Genomic DNA, 24244 nt, shown 5'->3' on the forward strand with positions numbered 1-24244 from the left:
ATCCCGCGATGACCTCGCTGCGCCACGTCCTGGCGACGCTGGGCGAGCCGCTGGTCGAGGTCGTCGTGGCCCCGCACGGCCTGGGCGTCCCGGTCGCCGACGTCGTGATCCTCGACCCCGAGGACCCCTTGGAGGCCTCCCCCGGCGACCTGGCGCTGGTCATCGGCGCACGCGGCCGGGCGGCGGCCCCGGCGATCCGCGCGGCCGGGCGCGGCGGGGCGGCCGCGGTGGCGGTCAAGGGCGCGACGGGCGCCGACGTCGCCGCCGACGCGGGCGTCGCGCTGCTGACGGTCGGTGCGGAGGCGCGCTGGGAGCAGGTGGAGTCCCTGGCGCGCGGGGTCGTCGACGCGGCGCGCGCGGGCGGCGAGGCGGCCAGCGGCGAGGTTCTCGGCGACCTGTTCGCGCTGGCCCAGACGATCGCGACGCTCACCGGCGGCCTGGTCAGCATCGAGGACACGGCCAACCGCGTCCTCGCGTACTCGCGGGCGGGCGACGAGGTCGACGAGCTGCGGCGGCTGTCGATCCTCGGCCGCGAAGGCCCGGAACGCTACCTCGCGATGCTGCGCGAATGGGGCGTCTACCAGCGGCTGCGCGCCGGCGAGGGGATCGTCCGGATCGACGAGCGGCCCGAGCTGGGCATCCGCCGGCGCATCGCGGCGGGCATCCACGCGGGCAAACAGCCGCTGGGCACGATCTGGGTCCAGGAAGGCGCGCAGCCGCTCACCGAACGCGCCGAGACGGCCCTGCTCGGCGCAAGCCGGACCCTCGCACCGCGGCTGATCCGCGCCCGCACGCTGCCCAGCCCCGAGCTGCGGCTGCGGGAGGACCTCCTCGCGAGCCTCCTGGAAGGGCGGCTGGACGCGGAGTCGGTCGCGGACGACATCGGCGCCGACCCCGCGCGGCCGGCCCAGGTGCTGGCGTTTTCGCTGGAACGGCCGGACAACCGGCAGCTGCGACGTGCCGAGCTGGTCCACCTGATCGCGGTGCACACGGCGGCCTACCGGCGCAGCGCGCTGGTCAGCGTGGTCGGCGGCCGCGTCTACGCGCTGCTGCCGGACCTGCCCGAGCACTCGGACGCGGCGGTGCTGGCGCTGGCCCGCGAGATCACCGGCACCGCGCGCCGCCACCTGGACGTCCCGGTCCGGGCGGCGCTGGGCGGGATCGTGCCGCGGCTGTCCGACGCGGCCGCGTCGAGGGGCGACGCCGACCGCGTCCTGGCGGCGATGGCCCGCGGGCGCTGGGCCGCCGACGTCGCCTCGCTGGCCGACGTCCGCGCGGAGGTGCTGCTGTCGGAGGTGCTGGCGTTCCTCGGTGAGCAGCCCCGCATCCGCGACCCGAGGCTGGTTTCGCTCGTGGAGCACGACGCCGAGCACGGCGGGATCCTGGTGCCGGCGGTGTTGGCCTGGCTGGACGCGTTCGGCGACGTCCGCGCGGCGGCCCGCGTCCTCAACATCCACCCGAACACCGTCCGCTACCGCGTCCGGCGGGCGGCCGAAGTGTCCGGAGTGGACTTCGACGACCCCGCCCAGCGGATCCTCACCCAGCTGCAGCTGCGCCTCTAAATGGCTGGCGCCCGCTGTTAGCTTGGCCTCGTGCACCTCTTCACCCGTACTTGGGCGGCGCTGCACGCCGCGGTCGCCGCCTTGTCCGCTGAAGACTTCTCCCGCCCGTCCGGCTGCCGGGGCTGGCTGGTCCGCGACCTGGTGTGCCACCTGATCGTCAACGCCCAGGACGTGCTGATCACCCTGGTGACCCCGGCCGGCACCGCACCGACCCACGATGCGATCACGTACTGGACGGTCACGGACGAGCCGCCGACCGGCGAAGACCCGGGGGACGCGGTGACCGTCCGCCTGGCGGCGGCGTACGGCGACCCGGCGCTGCTGCGGGCGCACTTGGACGACGTCGGCTCGGCCGCCGGCCGCGCGGCGGAGCTGGCCGACCCCGGCCTCGCGGTGAGCACCCAGGACATGGTGCTGACGGTGGACGACTTCCTCATGGTCTACGCACTGGAGTGGACGTTGCACCACCTGGACCTGATCGCCCACGTCCCGGGTGCGGAGCCCCCGCCCGCGGAAGGACTGGCCCGCACGCGCGAGATGCTGAAGAAGATCACCGGGGCGAGCTTCCCGGCGTCGTTCTCGGACCCGGACGTCCTGCTGGTGGCGACGGGCCGCCGTTCGCCGACGGAGGCCGAGGCGGCGGAGCTGGGCGACCTGGCCGCGCGGCTGCCGTTCGTGCTCGGGTGAGGCAGGGCGCCCTGCCTCACCCGGCTCGGATCACGCCTGCACCAGGCTGAACCGGCGGCGTTCCACGTCGATGGCTTCGATGCGGACGGTCACCCGGCTGCCCTGCTCGGGGACGCGGTCGGTCACGAGCAGGCCGTGCACGCCCGGCGCCACCTCGACGAACGCGCCGAACGGCAGCGTCCGCGCCACGACGCCGTCGAGCACCCCGCCCTCGGTGTGGGCGGCGACGAACTCCTGCCAGGGGGACATGCGGTTTCACCTCCTTCCCGCGCACGTTCCGGACTCGGAGAACGCGCGGGAGGCGGCGGGCCACGGGCCCGCCCGGAGGTCACGGCACAGCCGGGTACCCCGTCTGCTCACGGCTCGAGGCCGACCCGGCAGTCACGCCGGAAACCGTATCGCCGGAACCCGGAAATGCGCCAGCGGTAATTCTCCGACGCGATATCCGGCTACCGGGAAATCAGCTCACACAAGCGCGGGAAGATCGGCCAGCCGGGCGAGGGAATCGAGCCGCGCGGATTGGTCGTACGCGGCCGTCGTCACCAAAATCTCGTCCGCGCCCGTGGCCGCGATCAATGCGCCGAGCCGGTCCCCGACTTCGGCCGCGGTGCCCGAAATCTGGCCGTCCAAGGTCTCTTCGAGCCGCCTGCGCTCGCGGTCGGTCATGGGCAGCGCCAGGACCTCCGACGGCGGCGACAGCGGCGGGAAGACGCCGTGGGAGCGCGAATACACCGTCGCCCAGGCCTCCGACACGAGCAGGCGGCGCGCGTCGGCCGCCGAGTCCGCCACCGCGATCGCCGACGACACCACGACGTACGGCTCGCTCGCCCACGGGCCGGGGCGGAAGCCGTCCCGGTAGCGCGTCACGGCTTCGGCCAGCGCGCGTTCGCCGCGGACGGGCGCGATCACCAGCGGCAGCCCGAGCTCCGCGGCGAGGTCGGCGCCGGACCCGGTGGCCAGCAGGAACGGCGGCACGCGCAGGCCCTCGGCCGGGTAGGCGTGGACGCCGGGGTGCTCGCCCGCGAAGAACCCGAGCAGTTCCCGCACCTGCGCCCCGAAGTTGTCGGCCGCGTCCTTGCCGTGCCCCAGCGCCTCGCGGACGCCGGCGGTGAACCCGACCGACCGGCCGAGCCCCATGTCGATCCGGCCGGGGTACAGCGCTTCGAGCACGCCGAACTGCTCGGCGACGACCAGCGGCGGGTGGTTCGGTAGCATCACGCCGCCGGTGCCGACGCGGATCCGGCTCGTCGCGCCCGCGACGGCGGCGGCCAGGACGGTCGGCGCGGACCCCGCGACCCCGGGCACGCCGTGGTGCTCGGACACCCAGAACCGGTGGTAGCCCAGCCGTTCGACGTCGGCGGCGAAGGCGACGGTGTCCCGCAGCGCCCGCGCGGTCCCGGCGTGCGGGCGCACGGGCGAGCGATCGAGCACGGAAAACCTCACGCCGGGTGCAACGCCCGGCGTCCGGCGGGATTCCCGTCAGGGGCGCCAGCGCTCGCTGTAGTCCGGGTGGTCGGCGTAGGGCAGGGCCAGCAGGCGCAGCGTGAGGCACCAGTTGGAGCCGGCCTCGTCGGCGGGCACGTGGCAGGTCTCACACCAGTATTCGCTGCCGTAGAGCGGAAAACCGGGCACCTTCTCCGACACCGTGGTCCGGTGGGCGAGCAGGATCCGCCGCGTGGCTTCGATCTCGTTGATCATCTGGTTCACGACGTCGAGCTCGAGGTCGGTCAGCCCGCGGATCTTCTGCTCCACGGCGACCTTGGTCTCGCCGCGGTTCATCGCCTCGCCGGCCTTCGCCTTGTTGACGGCCTGCATGATCAACGCCTGCCGCGCGCCGACGCGCGCGGCGAGGAATGCGATCAGGTCGTCCACGAAGGGCCTCCCTCGAACTCGCCCCAGGACATGTCGTCGAGGAGTCGCCGATTCGGGACCGCACGTTACGCCGATCGTGGCGGTGGTCGAGACCACAGCGGCGGCCGTGCGAAATTTGTGACCCGAAAGGCGACAGCGGGCAGCGGGATGATCACTCCCCGTTTTCCGGCGTGACGTTCCGATGAAGTCCGGGCCGATTTGTTCCCCCGAAAGTGGCGCGCGGCACGGTTGTGTCCGTGATTACACGCGGTCCCGACCGGACGGCATTTCGGTACCGCTGAGTAACACCGGCCGTGCGGCGCTCGTGATCCCCGCGCTCGCGGCGGCTCGGCGAGAGCACCGAGCCGTGACCTCAGGACTCCGGGCGCGCCTTGCTGGGCTGGACCCGCTTGGGCTCCCCCGGCATCTTCGGGTAGTCCGGCGGGTACGGCATGTCCCCCAGCCCGTGGTCCCGCAGGTCGCGCTCGTACCACTCCAGCGCCGTCTCCAGGCCGAACGCCTCGGCGTCCATCCCCGCGTGCAGGTCGCCGTGGGACTCCAGGAACGCCGGGATCGTCAGCACGTCGAAGTCGTCCGCGTCGACCTCCGGCAGCAGGTCCCACGTCAACGGCGTCGACACCGTCGCCCGCGGGGTGCCGCGGACCGACCAGCTCGACGCCACCGTGCGGTCGCGCGCCGCCTGGTTGTAGTCCAGGAACACGCGCCCCTCGCGCTCCTCCTTCCACCACGCGATCGTCGCCTTGTCCGGGATCCGCCGCTCGACCTCGCGGCCCAGCGCGATCACCGCGTGGCGGACCTGGACGAAGTCCCACTCGGGGCGGATCCGGACCAGCACGTGGACCCCGCGGCCGCCGGACGTCTTCGGGTAGCTCGTCAGCCCCGCGTCCGCCAGCACCTCGCGGACCACCAGCGCCACCTCGACCGCGTCCGCGAAGCCGGCGCGGTCCGGCGGGTCGACGTCAATGCGCAGCTCGTCCGGGTGGTCGACGTCGGGACGGCGGACCGGCCACGGGTGGAAGTCGAACGTCCCCAGGTTGGCCGCCCACGCGAACACCGCCGGCTCGGTCGGGCACACCTCGGCGGCCTTGCGGCCCGACGGGAACGTGATCTCGGCCGTCTCCAGCCAGTCCGGCGCCCCCTTGGGCACGCGCTTGGCGTAGAACCACTCGCCTTCGACGCCGTCGACGTAGCGCTTCAGCGTCGTCGGCCGCTCGCCGATCGCGCGCAGCAGCGGCGCGCCGACGGTGATGTAGTGCTCGACGACCTGCCGCTTGGTGATGCCGCGCTGGGGGAAGTACACCTTGTCCGGGCTCGAGACGCGGACGGTCCGGCCGCCCACCTCGTACTCGACCGGGTCACCGTGCTTGGGCATGCGGCCACGCTAGCGGTGATCGCGCACCGCGGGGCCCGCGAAACCGCCCGCCCGGCTGTCTTGAACGAGTTGTTCGGGGCGCCGGAGGTCCTGAATGACACATCAAGACACGCGCCGAGAGCCCGGAGCCGGTGCGGCGGGAGGCCGGGCGCACCAGCCTCGGACGCGACGGGCGGCCTGGGCGGACCAGCCTCCGGCACGGCGTGGCGCCCGGGCGGACCAGCCCCCGGCACGGCGCGAGGCCCAGGCAGACCAGCCCCGGCACGGCGCGAGGCCCAGGCGGACCGGCCCCGGCGGCCCGCAAAGGCCGGCCGGTAGGCTGGAGCGGGTGTCCGGCCGCACCAAGCTGATCGTCGCGCTCGCCGTCGTCGCGCTCTTCGCGGCCGCCGCGGTGCTGGTGCCGATCCCCGGGCCGGCCGAGCTGCGCGCCTGGGCCGCCGCCACCGGGCCCGCCACCCCGGTCGTGCTGCTCGTCGCGTACTCGCTGCTCACCGTCGCGCCGATCCCGCGCACCGTCTTCAACCTGGCCGCCGGGCTGCTCGTCGGCACCGCGGCCGGGATCACCATCGGCCTGGTCGCCACCACCATCGCGGCCGGCCTGTCCTTCGGGCTGGCCCGGCTGCTCGGCCGGGACCTGGTCACCCGCCACCTGCACCGGTCGGCCGTGCGGACCGTCAACGACCGGCTCTCCGGCGGCGGCGTCCTCGCGATCACGTCGCTGCGGCTGATCCCGGTCGTGCCGTTCGCGCCCTTCAGCTACCTCTGCGGTGTGTCCTCGGTGCGGCTGCTCCCCTACCTGGCCGGTACGCTGCTCGGAAGCGTGCCCGGCACCGTCGCCGTGGTCGTCCTCGGCGACGCCCTGACCGGCGACACGCCACCCGCGCTGCTCGCCTGCTACGGCGTGTTCGCGCTGGCCGGGGCGATCGGGCTGGTCAAGGTGTTCAAGAAGCGGGCACCGGCCGCGGCGGGTCCGCCGGACCCACTGGCTGACGCGAACAGCACGGGGCCGACCGCTACACTCGATCGGGTGCGCGAACCGGAAACGCGCTGAGCAGGGCCACCATCACCGGGAATTTCGTCAGGAGCAGTCGCCATCGACACCGGTCAGCTGATCGCGGGGCACTACCGCCTCGTCGAGCACATTGGTAGCGGTGCCATGGGAGTCGTGTGGCGCGCCACTGACGTGCGCCTCGAGCGCACCGTCGCGATCAAGCAGATCCTCCCCCAGCCGGGCGTCTCCGAGACCGAACGCGACAACATGCGCCAGCGCGCCATGCGCGAGGCGAAGAACGCGGCCCGGTTCCAGCACCCGAACGCCATCGTCGTGTTCGACATCGCCGAGCACAACGGCGACCCGTGCCTGGTGATGGAGTACCTCGACGGGCCCAGCCTCTCCACGATCCTGTCCGAGGAGGGCACCCTCCCGTTGGGCCGGGTCGCCCGGATCGGCGAGCAGGTCGCGTCCGCGCTGGTCGCCGCGCACCGCGCCGGGATCGTGCACCGCGATGTCAAGCCGGGCAACATCCTCATCGACGAGACCGGCACCGCGAAGATCACCGACTTCGGCATCTCACGCGCGGCGGGCGACATGACGCTCACCGCCACCGGCCTCATCGGCGGCACCCCCGCCTACCTGGCGCCCGAGCTGGCCCGTGGCGCCGACCCGGTGCCCAGCTCCGACGTCTTCGCCCTCGGCGCGACCCTCTACCAGGCGATCGAGGGCACCACGCCGTACGGCAACACGACCAACCAGCTCGCGCTGCTCTACGCGGCCGCGAACGGCCAGATCAACCCGCCCGTGCAGGCCGGCGCGGCCACCGCGCTGCTGATGAGCCTGCTGCGCAGCGAGCCGGGCGAGCGGCCCAGCATGGCCGAGGCGCGTGAGCGGCTGGCCGCGCTGGCCCGCACCGAGCCGGGCGGCATGTCGGCGTCGCCGCCGCTGCTGTCGGGTGGCGCGGGCCGCAAGCCCGCCGCGCCCGCCGACGGCGGCGAGCGCCCGCCGTGGCAGCGCACCGACCAGAAGGCGCCGTCGTCACCACCGGTCGGCACGCCGGTGCCGGCGAACAAGGCGGCGTCGAACCCGCCGCGCCCGACCGCGGCGTTCATGCCGATGCGCTCGCCGGCCGCGCCGCCGAACACCCCGCCCAGACCGATGCCCGCGGCCGCGCCGTCGGCCAGGGCGCCCCAGTACTCGACGAACGCCCCGAAGCCGGACAACAAGCGCAAGTACGCGCTGCTCGCCGGCGGCGGCGCCGCGGTCGTCGTGGTCGCGGTCATCGTCTTCCTGGTGCTGAACTCCGGCAGCGGCGGCGGCACGGGCGGCACCACGAACGCCCAGTCGCCGGGTAACCAGCCGACCGCGGGGCAGAGCTCGCCCAAGACCTCCGGTCAGAGCAGCCCGGCGAACGTCCCCGCGGGCCTCGGCAAGACCCCGACCGAATCGCCGGTGAGCAACTACAGCGCGGCCGGCAACCTGATCATCGAATACTTCAGCGACCCCGCCTCGCACTGGGACATGCTCACCCCCGCCGCCCAGCAGGTCTACGGCGACCAGGGCAAGTACGCGGAGTACTGGGCCGTGAACAAGAAGAACATCAACGGTCCCACCAAGGCCCACGCCGACTCGGGCGGCAACGAGAGCGACGGCTCGCTCATCATGAACGTCAACGTGGGCGGCGCCCGCCCCGGTTACCGGCTGGTCAACGTGGGCGGCCGGACGCTGATCGACTCGAACACCGAGCTGGGTGGCTCGAACTCCGGCTACTGAGACTTAACGCGCCGCTGGTGGGTTCGCGGGCACCGATGGCCTACCGTGGAGGTATGGCCGACGACGGAGCTGCGCTGCCGGGCCAGAATCCTCGCTTCCACGAGGACCTGGTCGGCCTGGACCCGTACGACCCCGAGGCGCGGGCGTTCGCCGAGCACCTCGACCGGATCGAACGTTCCGGGCCGAACTACACCATCGAAGCCGCGCTGGACGGCGTGGCCGACTTCGCCGACTCCAGCAACCGCCTCGGTGGGCTGCGCTACTGGGTGTCGGCCCTCATCGTCGTCCTCATCGTGCTCGGCGTGATCGTGGCCGCATGGGACATCGTCGTGCACGCCCTCGCGTGGCTCGCGGCGTAACGTGGAACGGGTGAAAGGTATGAAACCCGTTGTCGGTGCGACCCCGCGCGTCGTGAAGTCCGAGCAGGAGTGGCGGGCGCAGCTCAGCCCCGACGAGTACGCCGTGCTCCGCCAAGCGGGGACCGAACGGCCCTTCACCGGCGAGTACACCGACACCAAGACCACCGGCGTCTACGAGTGCCGCGCCTGCGGTGCCGAGCTCTTCCGCAGCGACACGAAGTTCGAGAGCCACTGCGGCTGGCCGTCGTTCTTCGACCCGGCCGACTCCGACGCCGTGCTGCTGCGCGAAGACCGCACCATGGGCATGAAGCGGATCGAGGTGCTCTGCGGCTCCTGCCACAGCCACCTCGGGCACGTCTTCGAGGGCGAGGGTTACCCGACCCCGACCGACCAGCGGTACTGCATCAACTCGATTTCGCTGAAGCTCGTCCCCGGGTCGTAAGAACCCGCCGGCCTAAATCCTCCTTAAGCCGACAACCCGCCGCCCTCCCTCGAACGTAGTCTCCGCACACGGACGAGGGAGGGCGGACTCATGACCGACACCTGGGGCATCTCCGGACCGGCGTTCGCGGGCCTCTACCTGGGCCTGCTGCTCCTGCCGGCGCTGGTCGCCGTCGCGTACCGCGGGTTCCTGCTGCGCGGCCGCCCGGCCGGCGCGCCGGAGCGGCCCGAAGAGCTGGCGGTGCTGACAGGAGGCCGGCGGCGCTTCGGCGAGTACGTCGTCGCGAGCCTGCTGGACCAGCAGATCATCCGGATTTCGGGCAGCGGCTGGCTGAGCCGCGCCAAGGGCACCGCGGCCGACGCCGTGGGCCGCGAAGCCCTGAGCCGGATCGGCAAGCACGGCTCGTCCGTCGAGCGGGTGTGCGACGCCGCCGCTGAGCACAAGACCGCCCACGAGCTCGAGACCGCGCTGGTCGGCCGCGGGCTGCTCGCCGACCCGCGGAAAGCACGCGCGACCTGGGTCGCGACCGCGGTGGCGTACTGGCTGGTGCTCGTCCTCGGCGTGGTCCGGCTGATCGCCGGGGCGAGCACCGGGCACCCGGTGGGGATCCTGCTGGGCCTGCTCGCGGTGGGCACCGTCGTCGCGATCGCCGTCACCGTCAAAGCGCGCAACCGGCCGCAGGTCCAGGCCACCTTCGCCGGCAAGGCGGCCGTCGAAGCGGCCCGCCGGGCCGGGACGCTCACGGCCGGCCCGGCCGGGACGGTCGCGGCGCACGGGCTGAGCGGCCACCCCGACCAGGCCGTCCGGCAGGCCGCCACCCAGGCCGCGCGGCGCGCGGCCGTGCGGACGTCCAGCCGTCGCACCCGGTTCGCCGGCGCCGGCGGCGGGGTCGCCGTCGGCTACTGGGGCGGCAGCTCCTGCGGCGGTGGCGGCAGCTCCTGCGGCGGTGGGGGCGGCGGCTGCGGAGGGGGTGGCGGCGGGGGCTGCGGCGGTTGAAACGCCGACGCGACCAGCCGCGTCTCACAGCTACGGTAACCGCAACTCACTGAGGGGAGACGGGCGATGGACGACCCGTGGGGCATCTCCGGACCGGATTTCGTGGTCCTCTACATCGCACTGCTCGTCGCCGTGCTGCTGGTCCGGCTCGTCGTGTCCGGCGTCGCCGCCAGTCGCGCGCTGCGAGCGAACACCGAGCGGCCGGGCCCGCCGCCGACCGTCTACCAGCTGGCGTTCCTCGCGGGCGGCCCCGACCGGGCCACCGACGCGGCGATCGCGGCGCTGGTCGAGCGCGGCCAGGTGCGCGTCAACAGCTACAAGCAGATCAGCCAGGCCGGCACGTGGCCGGCCGAGCCGCTGGAGCAGGCCGTCTTCGACGCGGCGCAGCTGAAGACGACGTCGACGATCCGCGCGTACGTCCGCGGCTCGGCCGCGATGCGGGCCCTGGAGGACGGCCTCGACCAGCGGGACCTGCTGGCGTCGGCGGCCACGAAGCGCCAGTCTCGGACGATCGGGCTCGTGCTGCAGCTGGCCGTGCTGGTGCTCGGCGTGGTGCGGCTGGCCAACGGCATCTCGCTGGGCCGCCCGGTCGGCGTCCTGGTGTTCCTGGTGCTGGTCGCGGCCGTGCTGACGATCGTGGCGGCGGTCCGGCGATCCAAGACCGGGGCGCGGCAGCCCTCGGCCGCCGGGCACCGCGTGCTCGGCCAGGCCCGGGCCGCGTCGAGCGGTCCGCTGCCGGCGGGGATGCTGGCGGGCGGCGTGCTGCTCGGCGGCGCCGCGGCGGCGGTCGCCCTCGGCGGCTGGGCGATGTACCCGGACGAGGAGCTGAGCGCGGCGCTGACCCCGCCGGTGACGTCCTTCGGCGGCGGCGGTTCGTCCGGCGGATCTTCGTGCAGCAGCGGGTCGTCGTGCTCGAGCTCGTCGTGCAGCAGCGGCTCGTCGTGTGGTTCTTCGTGCGGCGGAGGAGGCTGCGGTGGGTGAGCTCGGCATCGGGATCGGCTGGCGGCACGAGCTGGACCTGTCGATCGCCCGGCTGCCCGGCGTCGACTGGGTGGAAGTGGTCGCGGAGAACCTGCACGCCGACCACCTCCCGGAGACGCTCGTGGCGTTGCGCCGGCGCGGGCTGCCGGTGCTGCCGCACGCGGTTTCGCTGTCCCTGGGCGGCGCCGAGCCGCTCGACACCGGGCGCGTCCAGCACCTCGCGGAGATCGCGCGGGCCGTGGACGCGCCGCTGGTCAGCGACCACGTGTGCTTCGTCCGCGCGGGCGGGCTCGACTCGGGCCACCTGATGCCGCTCCCCCGCACCCGCGAGGCGCTCGACGTGCTGGTGGCGAACGTCCGGCTGGCTCAGTCCATTGTGGACGTACCGTTCGCGCTGGAGAACATCGCGGCGGTGCTGGACTGGCCGGACCACGAGCTGACCGAGGAGCAGTTCCTCACGGAGCTGACCGAGCGGACGGACTGCCGGCTGATCATCGACGTCGCCAACCTGTACGCGAACGCGCGCAACATCGGCACCGACCCGGTGAAGTTCCTCGACGGGATCCCGTGGGAGCGCCTGGCGTACGTGCACATGGCGGGCGGGATCGAGCGCGACGGCGTCTACCACGACACGCACGCGCACCCGGTGCTGCCGGAGGTGCTGTCGCTGCTGGCGGAGCTGCGGCGCCGCACGGACCCCCCGGGAGTGTTGCTGGAGCGCGACGACGACTACCCGACGGACGACGAGCTGGCCGCGGAGCTGGCGGCCCTGCGCGCGGCGGTGACGGTGTGAGCCGCGCAGACTTGGCGGCCCGGCAGGCGGAACTGCTGCAGGCGCTGCTGAATTCCGGCCCGGCGCCGGCGGGCTTCGACGCTTCGCGGCTGCGGGTGGAGGCGTCGGTGTTGCGACGCAAGCACGGGCGGGTGCTGGCGCATCAGCGGCCGGAGGTGGCGGAGGCGCTGGGAGAGCGGTTCGGGCCGTTGTTCGCGGAGTTCACCGCGGGGCGGCCGAAGCGGGACACCGAGCGGTCGGGGGCGTACGCGGACGAGTTCGTGACGTGGCTGATCGCCGGGGGTCACCTGCCGAAACCGAGGCGGGGCTTGGTGTCCCGCCTCCGGCGCCGGTAGTCCCGAGGCGACCGGACTGCCATTCGGGTGAATGGTGCGACGGCGATTCAACGCTCCCGCGGCCGGTCGGGCCCGAAACGTCGAGGGGACCTGCCGATATGACCATGAAGACCCGCTTGCGGACCGGCTTGACGGCGGTGGCCGCGGTCTCGCACGACTTCTTCCTCTCGGGCGCTGACGGCGCCAGCTCCAACCGCTCGGCCAACGTCTCGGGGACCTTCCACGCCGTCGGGTGCAAGCGGTTCTACGCCTCGGCGCACGCCGGCTCCACCCAGCTGGACATCAGGAGCACGAGCACCCACTGCAACGCCACCACATCGGAGAACATCCCGCTGAAGGCCGATGTCGTCGGCGGGGCGAACCGCATCCGCGTCGCCTTGACCGACCAAAACGGCCAGAACGGCACCGGTGGGGACATCTACCGCTGAGAGCGTTCGGGCGGGAGTGCGGCGAGCGGACCGGCCGCACTCCCGCCCGAGCGGGACCTCCTAAGGGGTCCAGGTCGGTTTGTCGACTCCCGGCAGCCGCGTGCCGAAGTCCCAGTGCGGCTCCGCTCCCGGCAGACCGCCCGCCATGCGGACCCGGGTCAGCCGGCCGTAGCCGCTGTCCGCCTCCTCCAGCAAGTCGCCGAAATCGACGGCCGCGCTCGCGGGATCCTTGCGGCCCAGCGAATCCAGCCACCGCGCCGTCCCGGCCAGCGACAGCCGGACCCGCCAGGTGCCGCCGTCGGTCACCTGCCGGCGCAACGCCGTCATGATCGCCGCCGCCGCGAGCCAGCCCGTTGCGTGGTCCAGCGCCTGGACCGGCAACGGCGACGGCCCGTCCGGCGAGAACGCCATGCCGTTCGCCATCTGGACCAAGCTGTCGAACCCGCGCCGGCGCGCCCACGGCCCTTCCCAGCCGTACGCGCTCAAGTCCGCGATCACCAAACCGGGCCGCAGCTCAGCCAGCTCCGGAGCACCGAAGCCGATCCGCTCCAAAGCACCCGGGCGGAACGACTGGACCAGCACGTCCGCCCGGCTGATCAGCTTCTTCAGCCGCGCGCGCCCACCTTCGGTGTCGAGCGCGACGAACGCCGAACGCTTGCCCTGCCCCGTGTCGCGCACCAACGCCTCGACCCGCGGGAGGTGCGCCGCGCCGATGTGCAGCACGTCCGCGCCGTGCGCCGCCAGTACCCGGCCGGCCACCGGGCCCGCCAGCACGTGCGTCAGCTCCAGCACCCGGACCCCGCCCAGCGGCCGGTCCGAGTAGAACAACGTCCGCTTGGGAGCGTCACCCACCGGGGCCGACGAGACCAGCGGAAGTGAAGCCACGACGGAACCCTGCGGGTGCACGGCCCACTCCTCCGGCGACCGCAGCTGCGCGGCCGCTCCCCCGGCGGAGACCACGGCGTGCTCGATCTCACGCGCGGTCCGCCCGGCGACCGCCTTCGCGACCGCGTCGCGGGTGCCCGGCACGCCGAGGCCCCAGCACACCGCCGCTTCGTGCCGCGGGTAGTTGCAGTGCAGGCGCACCCAGCCGTCGGCCGCGCGGTAGTTGCCCGACAGCGGTGCCCACATCGACTCCGCGCCGGCGCCGTCCACCCGCAGCAGCTGCTCGCTGTGGAACGCCGCCGCCGCGTGGCGCGTGTCCGCCGTGACGACGCCGGGGTCGATCTCGCGCAGCTTCAGCATCTCGGCGGCCGCCAGCGTGGCCGCCGCGATCGAAGCCGTGGCCGCCGCGGCCACCCGGTACGGACCGGGCAGCACGTCTTCGGCGCCGGTCAGCTCGAAGGCGCCCGGCTGCGACTCGGTGAGGGCGTGCCAGACGCCCTCCACTGCCTCGCGCACTACGGCAGCGCCGCGACGAGCTCGGCCGGCGGCACGCGCGTGCCCGTGTAGAACGGGATCTCTTCCCGCACGTGGAGCCGCGCTTCGGTGCCGCGCAGGTGGCGCATCAGGTCGACGATCCGGTGCAGCTCGTCGGCCTCGAAGGCGAGGATCCACTCGTAGTCGCCCAGCGCGAACGACGCGACGGTGTTGGCGCGGACGTCCGGGTAGTCGCGGGCTTCCTTGCCGTGGTCGGCCAGCATCTTGCGGCGGTCGGCGTCCGGCAGCAGGTACCACTCGTAGGACCGCACGAACGGGTAGACGCAGATGTACTTGCGCGCCTCTTCGCCCGCCAGGAACGCCGGGATGTGGCTCTTGTTGAACTCGGCCGGCCGGTGCAGCGCGGTCTGGCTCCAGACCGGCGTCGACGCGCGGCCGAGCGGGGTGCGGCGGAAGCCGGAGTAGGCGGCCTGCACCTGCTCGATCTCCTCGGCGTGCCACCAGATCATGTAGTCGGCGTCGGCGCGCAGCGCGGAGACGTCGTAGACACCCCGGACGACGACGCCCTTGGACTCGAGACCGTCGAGGTACTCGGTCGTCTCGCGGCCCGCGGCCCCGCGGTCCTCACCCAGCCGGCCGGGCTCGATCCGGAAGACCGACCAGGTCGTGTAGCGGATGGTGTCGTTGAGCTCGTTGTAGTTGACCCGCGCCATGGTTCCATCCTGTCACCGCGGCCCCGGGAACGCCGCCACGGGGCCGGGTGAGCGCACTCACGCGAAAAGGTGGGCCGCGATCCGGTGCGCCGCCGCCTCGGCCGTCGCGACGCAGGCCGGCAGCCCGACGCCGTGCAGGGTCGCCCCCGCCACCGCGAGCCCCGGCACCCCGGCGACCGCCTTCTCGATCCGCTCCACGCGCTCGAGGTGCCCGGTGCCGTACTGCGGCAGGCCGCCGCCCCAGCGCGTCACCAGGGTCTCGATCGGCGCCGCCGTCACGCCCGTCAGCCGCGCGAGGTCGTCGCGGACCACGCGGACCAGCTCGACGTCGTCGGCCTGCAACGCGCCCAGCTCACCGAACCGGCCCACCGAACCGCGGACCAGCACCGGCCCGGAGCCGAAGTGCCCCCACTTACGCGAAGAGAACGTGAACGCCTTCGCCGCGTACGGCACGCCCGAAGCGTCCCGTTCGCCTTGGCCGATGAGGATCCCAGAAGCGTCGGGCAGCACCGTTCCCGGTGGCAGCGCCAGCGCGACCACCGCCATCGACGCCAGCTCGACCTCGCCGAACGCCGCCGACGCCGCGGGCACCAGGTCGGCCAGCAGCCGCCGGGCCGAGGGCGCCGGGACCGCGAGCAGCACGGCGTCGGCTTCGATCGTGTTGTCCGCGGGCGCGTGCGCGGTCGGGTTCGCGCCGATCCGCAGCCGCCAGCCCGCGCCGTGCCGTTCGATGTCGCACACCGGCAGCCCGGTCCGCAGCTCGGCGCCGGACAGCTCGGTCAGCCGGTCGATCACCGTGCCCAGGCCGCCCGGGACCGTGCCGAACACCGGCGCCGTACCGGGCGACGCGGGCAGCTGCGCCTTCGCGGCCGCCGTCAGCGAGCCGGCGCCCGCGGCCACCGCCGCGGCCAGGCCCGGCATGGTCGCGCGCAGGCCCAGGCCGTCCGCGCCGCCGGCGTAGACGCCGCCGAGCAGGGGGTCGACGAGCCGGTCGACCAGCTCGTCGCCGAACCGCTCGCGCAGCAGCGGCCCGAGCGGCAGGTCCCCGCTCGGGAGCCGCAGCTCGGGCAGCGACGGCTCGGCTTCGACGGCCCGCCGCCCCGCCTCCGACAGCACCCCGGCGACGGACTCGGCCGACGCCGGAACACCCATGACGGTGCCCGGCGGCAGGCCGGTGACACTGCCGCCGGCGTGGATCTTCGCGCGCGCCTTCGTCGGGTTCACGACGTCGAGCCCGAGCTCGCGGACCAGCCCGAGCATCTCGGGACGGCGGACGAGGAACGCTTCCGCGCCGACGTCGTAGGGGACGCCGGCCAGCTCGGCCGTGCGCAGCTTCCCGCCGGGCGTCTTCGTCTTCTCGAAGACGACGATCTCGGCGGTGTCGCCCAGCAGGCGCCGCAGGCGGTACGCCGCGGTCAGGCCGGAGACACCGCCACCGACGACCGCAACGCGCTTCACAGCTCGTGCACCAGTCCGACCACGCGGGTCAGCACGTCCGGGTCGACGCCCGGCAGCACGCCGTGGCCCAGGTTGAAGATGTGGCCGTCGGCCGCCTTGCCCTCTTCGACGATCCGGCGGACCTCGGCTTCGAGCACCGGCCAGGACGCGTGCAGCAGCGCCGGGTCGAGGTTGCCCTGCACGACGGCGTGCCCGCCGAGCCGGCGGACGGCTTCGTCCAGCGGGATCCGCCAGTCGACGCCGACGACGTCCGCGCCGGCGTCGCGCATCGCGGGCAGCAGCTCGCCGGTGCCGACGCCGAAGTGGATGCGCGGCACGCCGTAGGAGGCGACGCCCTCGAGGACCTTCGCCGAGTGCGGCAGGACGAACCGGCGGTAGTCCCGCTCGGACAGCGCGCCGGCCCAGGAGTCGAACAGCTGGACCGCGTCGACGCCGGCGTCGAGCTGCGCGCGCAGGAACGTCAGCGCGATGTCGGCCAGGCGCCCGGCCAGCTCGTGCCAGACCTCCGGCGCCGAGTGCATCAGCGCTTTGGTGTGCTCGTGGTTGCGGCTCGGGCCGCCCTCGATGAGGTAGCTGGCCAGCGTGAACGGCGCGCCGGCGAAGCCGATCAGCGGCGTCTCGCCCAGCCGCTCGACCAGCAGCCCGACGCCGTCCGCGACCTTTTCGACCTGCTCCGGAGCCAGCTCCGGCAGGGCCTTCACCGCGGCGAGGTCGCGCACCGGCGCCGCGACCACCGGGCCGGTGCCGGGGACGATGTCGATGTCGACGCCCGCGGCCTTCAGCGGCACGACGATGTCGCTGAAGAGGATGGCCGCGTCGACGCCGTGCCGGCGGACCGGCTGCAGCGTGATCTCGGCGAGCATCTCGGGGTCGAAACAGGCGTCCAGCATCGGCACGCCCTCGCGCAGCGCGCGGTACTCGGGCAGCGAGCGGCCCGCCTGGCGCATGAACCAGACGGGCGTGCGGGCCGGGCGTCCGCCGCGCGCGGCGGCCAGGAACGGGGCTTCGGGCAGCTCGCGGCGCCCGGACGGGGCGGCCTGCTGCGGCAAGGGCGTGGTGGGTGACATCGCCGTCAATCGTGCCACGAGCCCGCCGACGCCCTTCTCTCGGCGCGCCTGCGCCCGCAACGGGGCGTGCCCGCCCTAAAGTCGAAGCGTGACCGCGATGACGCCAGTGCCCGAACTCTTCCGTGAAGCAGTTTCGGCGCTGCAGTCCGTCCGGCCCCGCCGGGAGGTGCTGCTGGAGCCGATGCGGCCCCCGCAGCGGCTCGCGCCGTGGTCGTACGCGGTCAGCTGCGAAGTCGCCGGTCCCGCGGACGTGCTGGCTTCGGGCCGGCTGGTCCTGCTGCACGACCCGGACGGCCAGGAGGGCTGGGACGGCGTGCTGCGCCTGGTCATGTACGTGCGCGCGGAGCTGGACCGCGAACTGGCGACGGACCCGTTCCTGCCGCAGGTCGGCTGGTCGTGGCTCACCGACGCCCTGGAGGTGTCGGGCGCGAGCTGGACGGCGCTGGGCGGCACGGTGACGGAGACGTCGTCGGCCCGCTTCGGCGACATCTCCGGCCCGGCCCGGACCGACGACCTGGAGCTGCGGGCGTCTTGGACCCCGACGGACGCGGAGCTGCTGCCGCACGGGCAGGCGTTCTGCCAGGTCATGGCGAGCGTCGTCGGCCTGCCGCCGGTCGGCGTGACGCTCTTCGGGCAGCGCCAGAGCTCCTGACGCGCGGCGTTCGGGCGATCGTCGGCAACGAATCGGCAACGGTGGAGTGCCGCCGTCCGGTCCGTCAGGGGCCGCTTGTACGGATGTGAGCAAATCTCACGTCCACTGAACGCCGTTCACCCCGAACGGCCGCCCCAAGCGCCACCGGACGGGCGAAGCCATCCGGACCAGCCCCGCACCCCACCGGGCCCCGCACGCGGCTCTGAGGCCGTTTCACGTCTCCTCGTTCGTGACTCCGCGCGGTCACGCACCGCAACAAGATCAACTAGAGGCTCCGAGGCCCGCGACCGCCTCCGGTCGCCACGGACAGTCACCGAAAAGACCCGCCGCGAGGCTCGCCGGAAGCGGCCGACGGAGTTGATCATGCCCCGGCCGGAGCCACATTCCGACCCGTCGTGACCCCCATCCGGCCCCTGGTCACTAGGCGCACCGGCAGCTGCACACCTCATCTGCACGGCCATTTGGGCGCCGGTAACTTCTTTGCATCGTGTTCGCTGGGCTATCCGTTAACAACCGGCCGTGTACTAGCCCGATCGTGTTACTACGAACCCACTGAGTGACTGTTCGTTTGAGATAGATACCCATTCGATCCCCCCGCAACGGCCTGAAGGCGGCTACAGTGCCTTCGACGACACCACTTTCGGTCTAAAGCTGGCGCGGCTGAACGGCCGAAGGTCCCGGTGCCGGTCGGGGGGCACGACCGACTCCAGGGAGGTAGTGACGTGGCTACCGTCGGCATTTCTCAGGCCGTCCGATCCACGCCAGCCGGCGCGTTGCCGGCGAGCATGGTTCCGCACCCGCGGGAAGAGCTCTTTTCGGTATTGGTGGTCGACGACCACCCGCTGTTGAGGGAGGCAATCGCAGCAAGACTCGCACAGATGGGTGCGGGGACCGTCCACGAGGCCGCCACGGTGGCCGAGGCGAGGGCGCGAGCACAGGCCACCGGGCCTTGTGACCTGGCGATCCTCGATCTCGGGCTGCCGGACGGCAGCGGCATCGAGCTGGTTACGGAACTCCGTAGCCACGGCTGGCCGCGCGTGGTGGTACTCGCATCCTCGGACGACCCGTACGCGGTCCGCTCGGCCTTCCAGGCCGGGGCCCAGGCGTACCTGCTGAAGTCCGCGTCGCCGGTCGTCGTGACCGACGGCGTGCGGCGCGTGCTCGAAGGCGGCGTCTACGCCGACCCGAGCGTGGCTCCGGTGCTCGCCACCGGGACCCGCGTCGCGGGCACCGACAACACCCCCCGCGAGCTGTCCGCTCGTGAGGTGGAGGTGCTCCAGCTGGTCGCCGACGGGCAGTCCAACAAGGAGATCGGCGAGGAGCTTTCGCTCTCCGCTCTCACCGTCAAGTCCCACCTGTCCCGGATCGGGCGCAAGCTCGGCACGGGCGACCGGGCCCAGATGGTGGCGCTGGCCATGCGGGCCGGCGTGATCCGCTGACGCAAGCGAACAGCCCTGCGGGGCGGGCAGACCAGGCGCGGTATGCCCGTCCCGTAGGGTCGTCGGTTATGGGAAGTGCAGAGGCCGAGGACACCGGGATGGAGATCGAGTCCACGGGCGGCCCTGTGCTGCTACGCGAACCCGCCGAGGGCACGCCCCCGGTGATCACCGATCCGTCCGCGCTGGCCGAGGCCTGCGCGAGACTCGCCGCGGGCACCGGCGCGGTCGCCGTCGACACCGAACGCGCGTCCGGCTACCGGTACTGGCCCAAGGCCTACCTCGTGCAGCTGCGCCGCGAGGGTTCCGGCACGGTGCTGATCGACCCGATCGCACTGGCCGACGACCTCCAGCCGCTGCGCGACGTCCTCAACGACCTGGAGTGGGTGCTGCACGCCGCCTCCCAGGACCTCCCCTGCCTCGCCGAGCTGGACCTGCGCCCGGCGGCGCTGTTCGACACCGAGCTGGCCGGCCGGCTGGCGGGCTACGAACGCGTGGCGCTGGGGACCCTCGTCGAGCTGCTGCTCGGCTACACCCTCGAGAAGGGGCACAGCGCGGCGGACTGGTCCAAGCGGCCGCTGCCCGTCGACTGGCTCAACTACGCGGCCCTCGACGTCGAGCTGCTCGTCCAGCTGCGCGAAAAGCTGGAAGCGGAGCTGGGCGCCCAGGGCAAGCTGGAGTGGGCGCGGCAGGAGTTCGAGTACGTCCGCACGGCCCCGCCGCCCGGGCCGCGGGCCGAGCCGTGGCGCCGGACGTCCGGCGTGCACAAGATCCGCAGCCCGCGCGGGCTGGCCGCGGTCCGCGAGCTGTGGCAGGCCCGCGACGAGCTGGCCCGCAAGCGCGACCGAGCCCCGAGCCGCATCCTGCCCGACAGCGCGATCATCAACGCGGTGACGGCCGACCCGAAGACCGTCGAGGAGCTGCAGGCGCTCCCGGTGTTCAGCGGCCGGGTCCAGCGCAAGTACACGGCGAGCTGGCTGCGGCACCTGCAGGCGGCCCGCGCGCTCCCGGCGTCGGAGCTGCCGTCGCCGTCGCAGCCGACGGACGGCCCGCCCCCGGTGAACCGCTGGGCGGACAAGGACCCGGACGCGGCGGCCCGGCTGGCGGCGGCCCGGGCCGGGCTGGCGGCGATCGCGGAGGACCGCCGGCTGCCGGTGGAGAACCTGCTGCTGCCGGACCTCGTGCGGCGGACGTGCTGGCGCCCGCCGGCGGAGACCGACGAAGAGTCGGTCGCCGAGGTCCTGCGCGCCGGCGGGGCGCGCCCCTGGCAGGTCGAGCTGACGGCGGCCGCGCTGAGCAAGGCGCTGCAGACCACGGCTTCCTGAACGGACAGTTCCGGGACAGTTCCGGCTGGGTCGCCGGAACCGCCCGCAATCGCTCTCGGGCTCCCCTAGGCTGCGCCGCGCAATGCCGCGACAGCGCCGAAGGTAGCTCGATGACCGATTTCATGTCCGATCAGCCCGCCGTGCAGTGCTTTCTCAGCTTCACCCACGAAGATGACAGTTTTCTCAATTTCGTCACGCCGCTGAAGAGCTCACTGGAAAAGTTCTGCGCGTCCGCGCACGGCCGCAAGATCGAAGTGTTCGTCGACCGCGAGAGCATCGGGTGGGGCGAGGACTGGCGGACGAAGATCCAGGACGGGCTCAACGCCGCGATGGTGTTCATCCCGGCCATCTCGATGAACTACTTCTACGAGAGCAGCGCCTGCCGCGAAGAGCTGACCGCCTTCTACGCCAAGGCGAACGAGCTCGGTCTCACCCAGCTGATCCTGCCGCTGATCGTGCTGGGCCACGAGCTGATCACCGGCCAGAGCGACGACGCGAACATCCGGATCATCGAAAAGCTCCAGTACGTCGACATCAAGCAGGCCGTGCTCGCCGGTTCCGGCACCGCCGAATGGCGGCGGACCATGGATCTGGTCGCGGACCGGTTGATCAAAGCGATCCGTTCCGCGGAAGCGACCCTGGAAAAGCTCAAGAAATGCGACCAGCTGCTGCTCGACGGGTTCGTTCCCGAAAAAGACGGACCCGGGCTGCAGGAATACAACGAAAACCTGACGAAGATCGGGGAACTGCTGGAGCGCCAGTTCGACGCGATCAGCCGGTCGCTGGACGACCTGGCCGATGAGATGCGCCAGGTGACCGGGGACGTGGCCGGGATGGCCCCCGACGCCATCAAGGCGCGGGTCGTGCGGGCCGCGGACACGATCAAGCCGATGGCGGTCACCATCCAGCAGGTCGGCACCGACTTCGAAGCGACCGTCGCCGAGACCGACTCCACGATCCGCTCGTACATGCGCCTGATGGACTCGCACATGACCCCGGAGCTGTTCGACCGGGCGCGCCGGGAGTACGACGAGTTCGTCGAGATGCTGGACGGCCTGCTGCAGCTGGACGTCCGGATCACCGAGTTCCTCACGCAGATCCGCCCGCTGGAGGCGATCAACGCTCCCCTGCGCGCGGCCATCCGGCCGCTGCGGGTCGGCGCCCAGTCGATCCAGCTGGGCATGCGCACGATGCGCGAGCTGTCACGGATCATCAGCGACCTGCTGGCCGGCCGCCCGGCACGACCGGCGCAGCTCGGCGGCCAGCCGCCGGCCCCGGTGTGCTGAGCCCGGGCCGGCGCTAGTCGGCGAGCGTCGCCAGCAGGGTGTGCGCCTGGGCCCGCAGTTCGTCCGTCGGTTCCGGCAGCCCGACCAGCCGGACCACGCCGTCGGCCCCTTCGCGCACGTGGGCCTCGACGTCCAGCTCCGGGTCGTCCCGGCGGATCACCGCGATGCTCTCCACCAGCCCGAACACCAGGTCCGTCCGGATCCCGACCGACTCGGCGGCGACTCCGGCCGCCGCCACCAAGCTCCCGTACGCCGCCTTCAGGTCCGCCCGCTCGGCGCGGAACCGGGCCAGGTTGGGCGAGGAGACCTCGGGCAGCAGGTACAGCGCGCCCAGGTTGTGGCGGGCGCCGCCGAGCAGGCCGATGTCCGCGTACGCCAGCGCCCACAGCCGGACCGCCGCCGGGGCCGGGCCCGCGACGAGGCGGGCGGCCAGCTCCAGCGACGGGCGGACCGTCTCGGCCAGCAGCGCCGCGAGGATGTCTTCCTTGGCCGGGAAGTGGTAGTAGAGCGACGCCTGGCGCAGGCCCGCGCGTTCGGCGATCGCCCGCGTCGTCGTCGCCGCGTAGCCGGCTCCCGTGAACAGCTCGCCCGCGGCGTCGAGCACCGCTTGCCGCGCGTCCGGCCGGTTCGCCGCCGCGCCGCTCGCCCTGGGCCTGCCGACCCCCGCCCCTTTGACCACGCCGGTGATCTTGCCAGGTCCGGCGCCCGGACACCCGCACCGACGTGCGGTTACCCCCGGATGTCGCCGTTGACGTCCCGTCGGCCGGGGCGTTAACGAGCCGCTAACACGCCGGAGATCATCACGTCGTGGCGGCGGCTTAATTTCTGTCAAGCGATCGAAACGAGGTCAGGAGCCCGCATGACGCCACCCGACGAACTCGCCGCCTTCGGCTACCGCCAGGAGCTACGCCGGTCGCTGGGCGGGTTTTCCGCCTTCGCCGCCGGCTTCTCCTTCGTCTCGATCCTCACGACCGTCTTCCAGCTCTTCGGCTTCGGCTACTCCTTCGGCGGTCCGCTCTTCTTCTGGACGTGGCCGGTCGTCCTCGCCGGCCAGCTGCTCGTGGCCCTGAACTTCGCCGAGCTCGCCGCGCGCTACCCGCTCGCCGGATCCGTGTACCAGTGGGCGAAACAGCTCACCCGCGGGTTCCTCGGCTGGCTCGCCGGCTGGATGATGCTGCTCGGCTGCGTCGTCGCCCTCGCCGCCGCCGCGATCGCGCTGCAGGTCGTGCTGCCGTCGGTGTGGGACGGCTTCCAGCTCCTCGGCGGCGACCCGGCGGTGACGTCGCCGTCCGGCGCGGCCAACGCCGTGCTGCTCGGCACCCTGCTACTCGTCTTCACCACGCTCGTCAACGCCGGCGGGGTCCGGCTGATGGCGCGGATCAACGACGTCGGGGTCGCGGCGGAGCTGCTCGGCGTCGTCGTGCTCGTCACCGGGCTCGGGCTGTTCGCCGTCCGCGGGCCGCAGGTCGTGCTGCACGACGCCCCGGGTACGAGCGCCGGGATCGGCGGCGTGCTCGCTTCCGCGCTCATGGCGGCGTACGTCCTCTACGGCTTCGACACCGCCGCCTCGGTCGCGGAGGAGACGAAGAACGCGCGGAAGACAGCGCCGCGCGCGGTGCTGCGGGCCGTGCTCGTGTCCGGGATCGGCGGGCTGGCCGTCGTGGTCACCGCGCTGATGGCGGCGCCGAGCCTGACCGACGGACAGCTCGCCGGGCACGGCCTGCCGTACGTGATCACCGCCGTCTTCGGCGACACCCTCGGCCGCGTCTTCCTCGCCGACGTCGCAGTCGCCGTCGTCGTCTGCACCTTGACCATCCAGACCGGCACGGTCCGGCTGATCTACGCGATGGCCCGCGACGGCGCGCTCCCCGCGTCCACCCGACTTTCGTCGGTGAGTCCGCGCACGGGGACGCCGGTCGCGCCGGCCCTGCTCTCCGGTGGGCTCGCGATCGGGCTGCTGCTGCTCAACTTCGGCAACCCGACGCTGTTCAGCACGATCACCGGCACGTCCGTGGTCGTCGTCTACCTGGCGTACCTGCTGGTCACCGGGCCCTTGCTGGTCCAGCGGCTGCGCGGGAAGTTCCCCGCGGAGCCGGGCCGGTTCTCCTTGGGACGGTGGGGCGTTCCGCTGAACGGGGCAGCCGTGCTCTACGGGATCGCGATGATCGTCAACATCGGCTGGCCGCGCGCGGAGATCTACGACGTGACCGGTTCGGGCGGCCCCTGGATGCTGCTGTTCCCGATAGAGTTCGTCGGCGGCGCACTGGTGATCGGCTGGCTCTGCTGGCTGCGGCTGCGCCCCGCTCCCGCCCTCGAACCCGCGATCTGAGAGA

General features: G+C 73.0%; 25 protein-coding genes. 16 read left to right on the plus strand and 9 right to left on the minus strand.

Annotated features, from left to right (window positions below; genetic code table 11):
• The first annotated feature begins 8 nt into the window (after positions 1-8).
• Together ACZ7OH_RS23385 and ACZ7OH_RS23390 are read left to right on the plus strand one after the other, a co-directional pair.
• A complete protein-coding gene (locus ACZ7OH_RS23385) occupies positions 9-1562 on the plus strand; it encodes a PucR family transcriptional regulator (RefSeq protein WP_470282697.1) in 1554 nt (517 codons plus the stop codon).
• A gap of 30 nt (positions 1563-1592) precedes the next feature.
• The gene (locus ACZ7OH_RS23390) at positions 1593-2249 is read left to right on the plus strand and encodes a maleylpyruvate isomerase N-terminal domain-containing protein (protein ID WP_470282698.1); all 657 of its coding nucleotides are present in this window, start codon (positions 1593-1595) and stop codon (positions 2247-2249) included.
• Positions 2250-2279: 30 nt separating this feature from the next.
• Here the strand turns inward: ACZ7OH_RS23390 and ACZ7OH_RS23395 are convergent, their stop codons facing one another.
• From ACZ7OH_RS23395 to ACZ7OH_RS23410, 4 genes are all read right to left on the minus strand, one after another.
• Positions 2280-2498: a S1 RNA-binding domain-containing protein gene (locus ACZ7OH_RS23395; protein ID WP_400889811.1), complete on the minus strand. Its 219-nt coding sequence runs from the start codon at positions 2496-2498 to the stop codon at positions 2280-2282.
• A 216-nt stretch (positions 2499-2714) separates the two neighbouring features.
• Positions 2715-3680: an LLM class flavin-dependent oxidoreductase gene (locus ACZ7OH_RS23400; protein ID WP_470282699.1), complete on the minus strand. Its 966-nt coding sequence runs from the start codon at positions 3678-3680 to the stop codon at positions 2715-2717.
• 48 nt (positions 3681-3728) lie between these two features.
• Positions 3729-4121, minus strand: a complete 393-nt coding sequence (locus ACZ7OH_RS23405) for a DUF6221 family protein (protein ID WP_470282700.1) — start codon at positions 4119-4121, stop codon at positions 3729-3731.
• 352 nt (positions 4122-4473) lie between these two features.
• Positions 4474-5493, minus strand: a complete 1020-nt coding sequence (locus ACZ7OH_RS23410; protein WP_470282701.1) for a DNA polymerase domain-containing protein — start codon at positions 5491-5493, stop codon at positions 4474-4476.
• A 328-nt stretch (positions 5494-5821) separates the two neighbouring features.
• On the opposite strand from ACZ7OH_RS23410, the gene ACZ7OH_RS23415 reads away from it, so the two are divergent.
• The 9 genes from ACZ7OH_RS23415 (at position 5822) to ACZ7OH_RS23455 (ending at position 12594) form a co-directional block, all read left to right on the plus strand.
• Complete coding sequence (locus ACZ7OH_RS23415) at positions 5822-6544, plus strand: TVP38/TMEM64 family protein (protein ID WP_470282702.1); 723 nt, start codon at positions 5822-5824, stop codon at positions 6542-6544.
• Between the two features lie 105 nt (positions 6545-6649).
• A complete protein-coding gene (locus ACZ7OH_RS23420) occupies positions 6650-8260 on the plus strand; it encodes a serine/threonine-protein kinase (RefSeq protein WP_470282703.1) in 1611 nt (536 codons plus the stop codon).
• Between the two features lie 53 nt (positions 8261-8313).
• Complete coding sequence (locus ACZ7OH_RS23425) at positions 8314-8619, plus strand: aminotransferase class IV (protein WP_372668090.1); 306 nt, start codon at positions 8314-8316, stop codon at positions 8617-8619.
• Between the two features lie 19 nt (positions 8620-8638).
• Positions 8639-9061: a peptide-methionine (R)-S-oxide reductase MsrB gene (gene msrB, locus ACZ7OH_RS23430; RefSeq protein ID WP_470282704.1), complete on the plus strand. Its 423-nt coding sequence runs from the start codon at positions 8639-8641 to the stop codon at positions 9059-9061.
• A gap of 90 nt (positions 9062-9151) precedes the next feature.
• Positions 9152-10057: a TIGR04222 domain-containing membrane protein gene (locus ACZ7OH_RS23435; protein WP_470282705.1), complete on the plus strand. Its 906-nt coding sequence runs from the start codon at positions 9152-9154 to the stop codon at positions 10055-10057.
• 66 nt (positions 10058-10123) lie between these two features.
• On the plus strand, positions 10124-11038 hold the full coding sequence (locus tag ACZ7OH_RS23440; RefSeq protein ID WP_470282706.1) for a TIGR04222 domain-containing membrane protein: 915 nt from the start codon (positions 10124-10126) through the stop codon (positions 11036-11038).
• Positions 11031-11831: an MbnB/TglH/ChrH family RiPP precursor modification enzyme gene (locus tag ACZ7OH_RS23445; protein ID WP_470282707.1), complete on the plus strand. Its 801-nt coding sequence runs from the start codon at positions 11031-11033 to the stop codon at positions 11829-11831. The genes ACZ7OH_RS23440 and ACZ7OH_RS23445 overlap by 8 nt, the downstream gene beginning before the upstream one ends.
• A complete protein-coding gene (locus ACZ7OH_RS23450; RefSeq protein ID WP_470282708.1) occupies positions 11828-12166 on the plus strand; it encodes an SCO6045 C-terminal-like domain-containing protein in 339 nt (112 codons plus the stop codon). Before ACZ7OH_RS23445 ends, ACZ7OH_RS23450 begins: the two co-directional genes overlap by 4 nt.
• Positions 12167-12264: 98 nt before the next feature.
• The gene (locus tag ACZ7OH_RS23455) at positions 12265-12594 is read left to right on the plus strand and encodes a hypothetical protein (protein ID WP_470282709.1); all 330 of its coding nucleotides are present in this window, start codon (positions 12265-12267) and stop codon (positions 12592-12594) included.
• Positions 12595-12654: 60 nt separating this feature from the next.
• Here ACZ7OH_RS23455 and ACZ7OH_RS23460 read toward each other — a convergent pair whose 3' ends face one another.
• Genes ACZ7OH_RS23460 through hemE form a run of 4 tightly spaced genes read right to left on the minus strand, consistent with a single transcriptional unit; the run spans position 12655 to position 17212 of the window.
• Positions 12655-13995: a CoA transferase gene (locus ACZ7OH_RS23460; protein WP_470282710.1), complete on the minus strand. Its 1341-nt coding sequence runs from the start codon at positions 13993-13995 to the stop codon at positions 12655-12657.
• Positions 13995-14687 (minus strand): hydrogen peroxide-dependent heme synthase, encoded by a 693-nt coding sequence (gene hemQ / locus ACZ7OH_RS23465; protein WP_470282711.1) that lies wholly within the window; start codon positions 14685-14687, stop codon positions 13995-13997. Before hemQ ends, ACZ7OH_RS23460 begins: the two co-directional genes overlap by 1 nt.
• Positions 14688-14744: 57 nt before the next feature.
• Positions 14745-16145: a protoporphyrinogen oxidase gene (gene hemG / locus ACZ7OH_RS23470; protein WP_470282712.1), complete on the minus strand. Its 1401-nt coding sequence runs from the start codon at positions 16143-16145 to the stop codon at positions 14745-14747.
• On the minus strand, positions 16142-17212 hold the full coding sequence (hemE, locus tag ACZ7OH_RS23475; RefSeq protein WP_470282713.1) for a uroporphyrinogen decarboxylase: 1071 nt from the start codon (positions 17210-17212) through the stop codon (positions 16142-16144). Before hemE ends, hemG begins: the two co-directional genes overlap by 4 nt.
• 88 nt (positions 17213-17300) lie before the next feature.
• Between hemE and ACZ7OH_RS23480 the strand changes: the two genes are divergently transcribed.
• The 4 genes from ACZ7OH_RS23480 (at position 17301) to ACZ7OH_RS23495 (ending at position 21911) form a co-directional block, all read left to right on the plus strand.
• A complete protein-coding gene (locus ACZ7OH_RS23480) occupies positions 17301-17864 on the plus strand; it encodes a DUF3000 domain-containing protein (RefSeq protein WP_470282714.1) in 564 nt (187 codons plus the stop codon).
• A gap of 722 nt (positions 17865-18586) precedes the next feature.
• Positions 18587-19303, plus strand: coding sequence for a response regulator (locus tag ACZ7OH_RS23485; protein WP_033261886.1), 717 nt, complete (start codon positions 18587-18589; stop codon positions 19301-19303).
• 98 nt (positions 19304-19401) lie between these two features.
• Positions 19402-20625 (plus strand): HRDC domain-containing protein, encoded by a 1224-nt coding sequence (locus tag ACZ7OH_RS23490; RefSeq protein WP_470282885.1) that lies wholly within the window; start codon positions 19402-19404, stop codon positions 20623-20625.
• A gap of 110 nt (positions 20626-20735) precedes the next feature.
• Positions 20736-21911, plus strand: coding sequence for a toll/interleukin-1 receptor domain-containing protein (locus tag ACZ7OH_RS23495; protein WP_470282715.1), 1176 nt, complete (start codon positions 20736-20738; stop codon positions 21909-21911).
• 13 nt (positions 21912-21924) lie between these two features.
• Here the strand turns inward: ACZ7OH_RS23495 and ACZ7OH_RS23500 are convergent, their stop codons facing one another.
• Positions 21925-22590 carry a TetR/AcrR family transcriptional regulator gene (locus ACZ7OH_RS23500; RefSeq protein ID WP_400889776.1) on the minus strand — a complete coding sequence of 222 codons (666 nt, stop codon included), beginning with the start codon at positions 22588-22590 and terminating at the stop codon, positions 21925-21927.
• A 180-nt stretch (positions 22591-22770) separates the two neighbouring features.
• Between ACZ7OH_RS23500 and ACZ7OH_RS23505 the strand changes: the two genes are divergently transcribed.
• Entirely contained in the window at positions 22771-24240 is a 1470-nt protein-coding gene (locus tag ACZ7OH_RS23505; RefSeq protein ID WP_470282716.1) for an amino acid permease, read from the plus strand.
• Positions 24241-24244: the final 4 nt, after the last annotated feature.

The sequence above is a fragment of the Amycolatopsis sp. NPDC114478 genome (assembly GCF_055633805.1).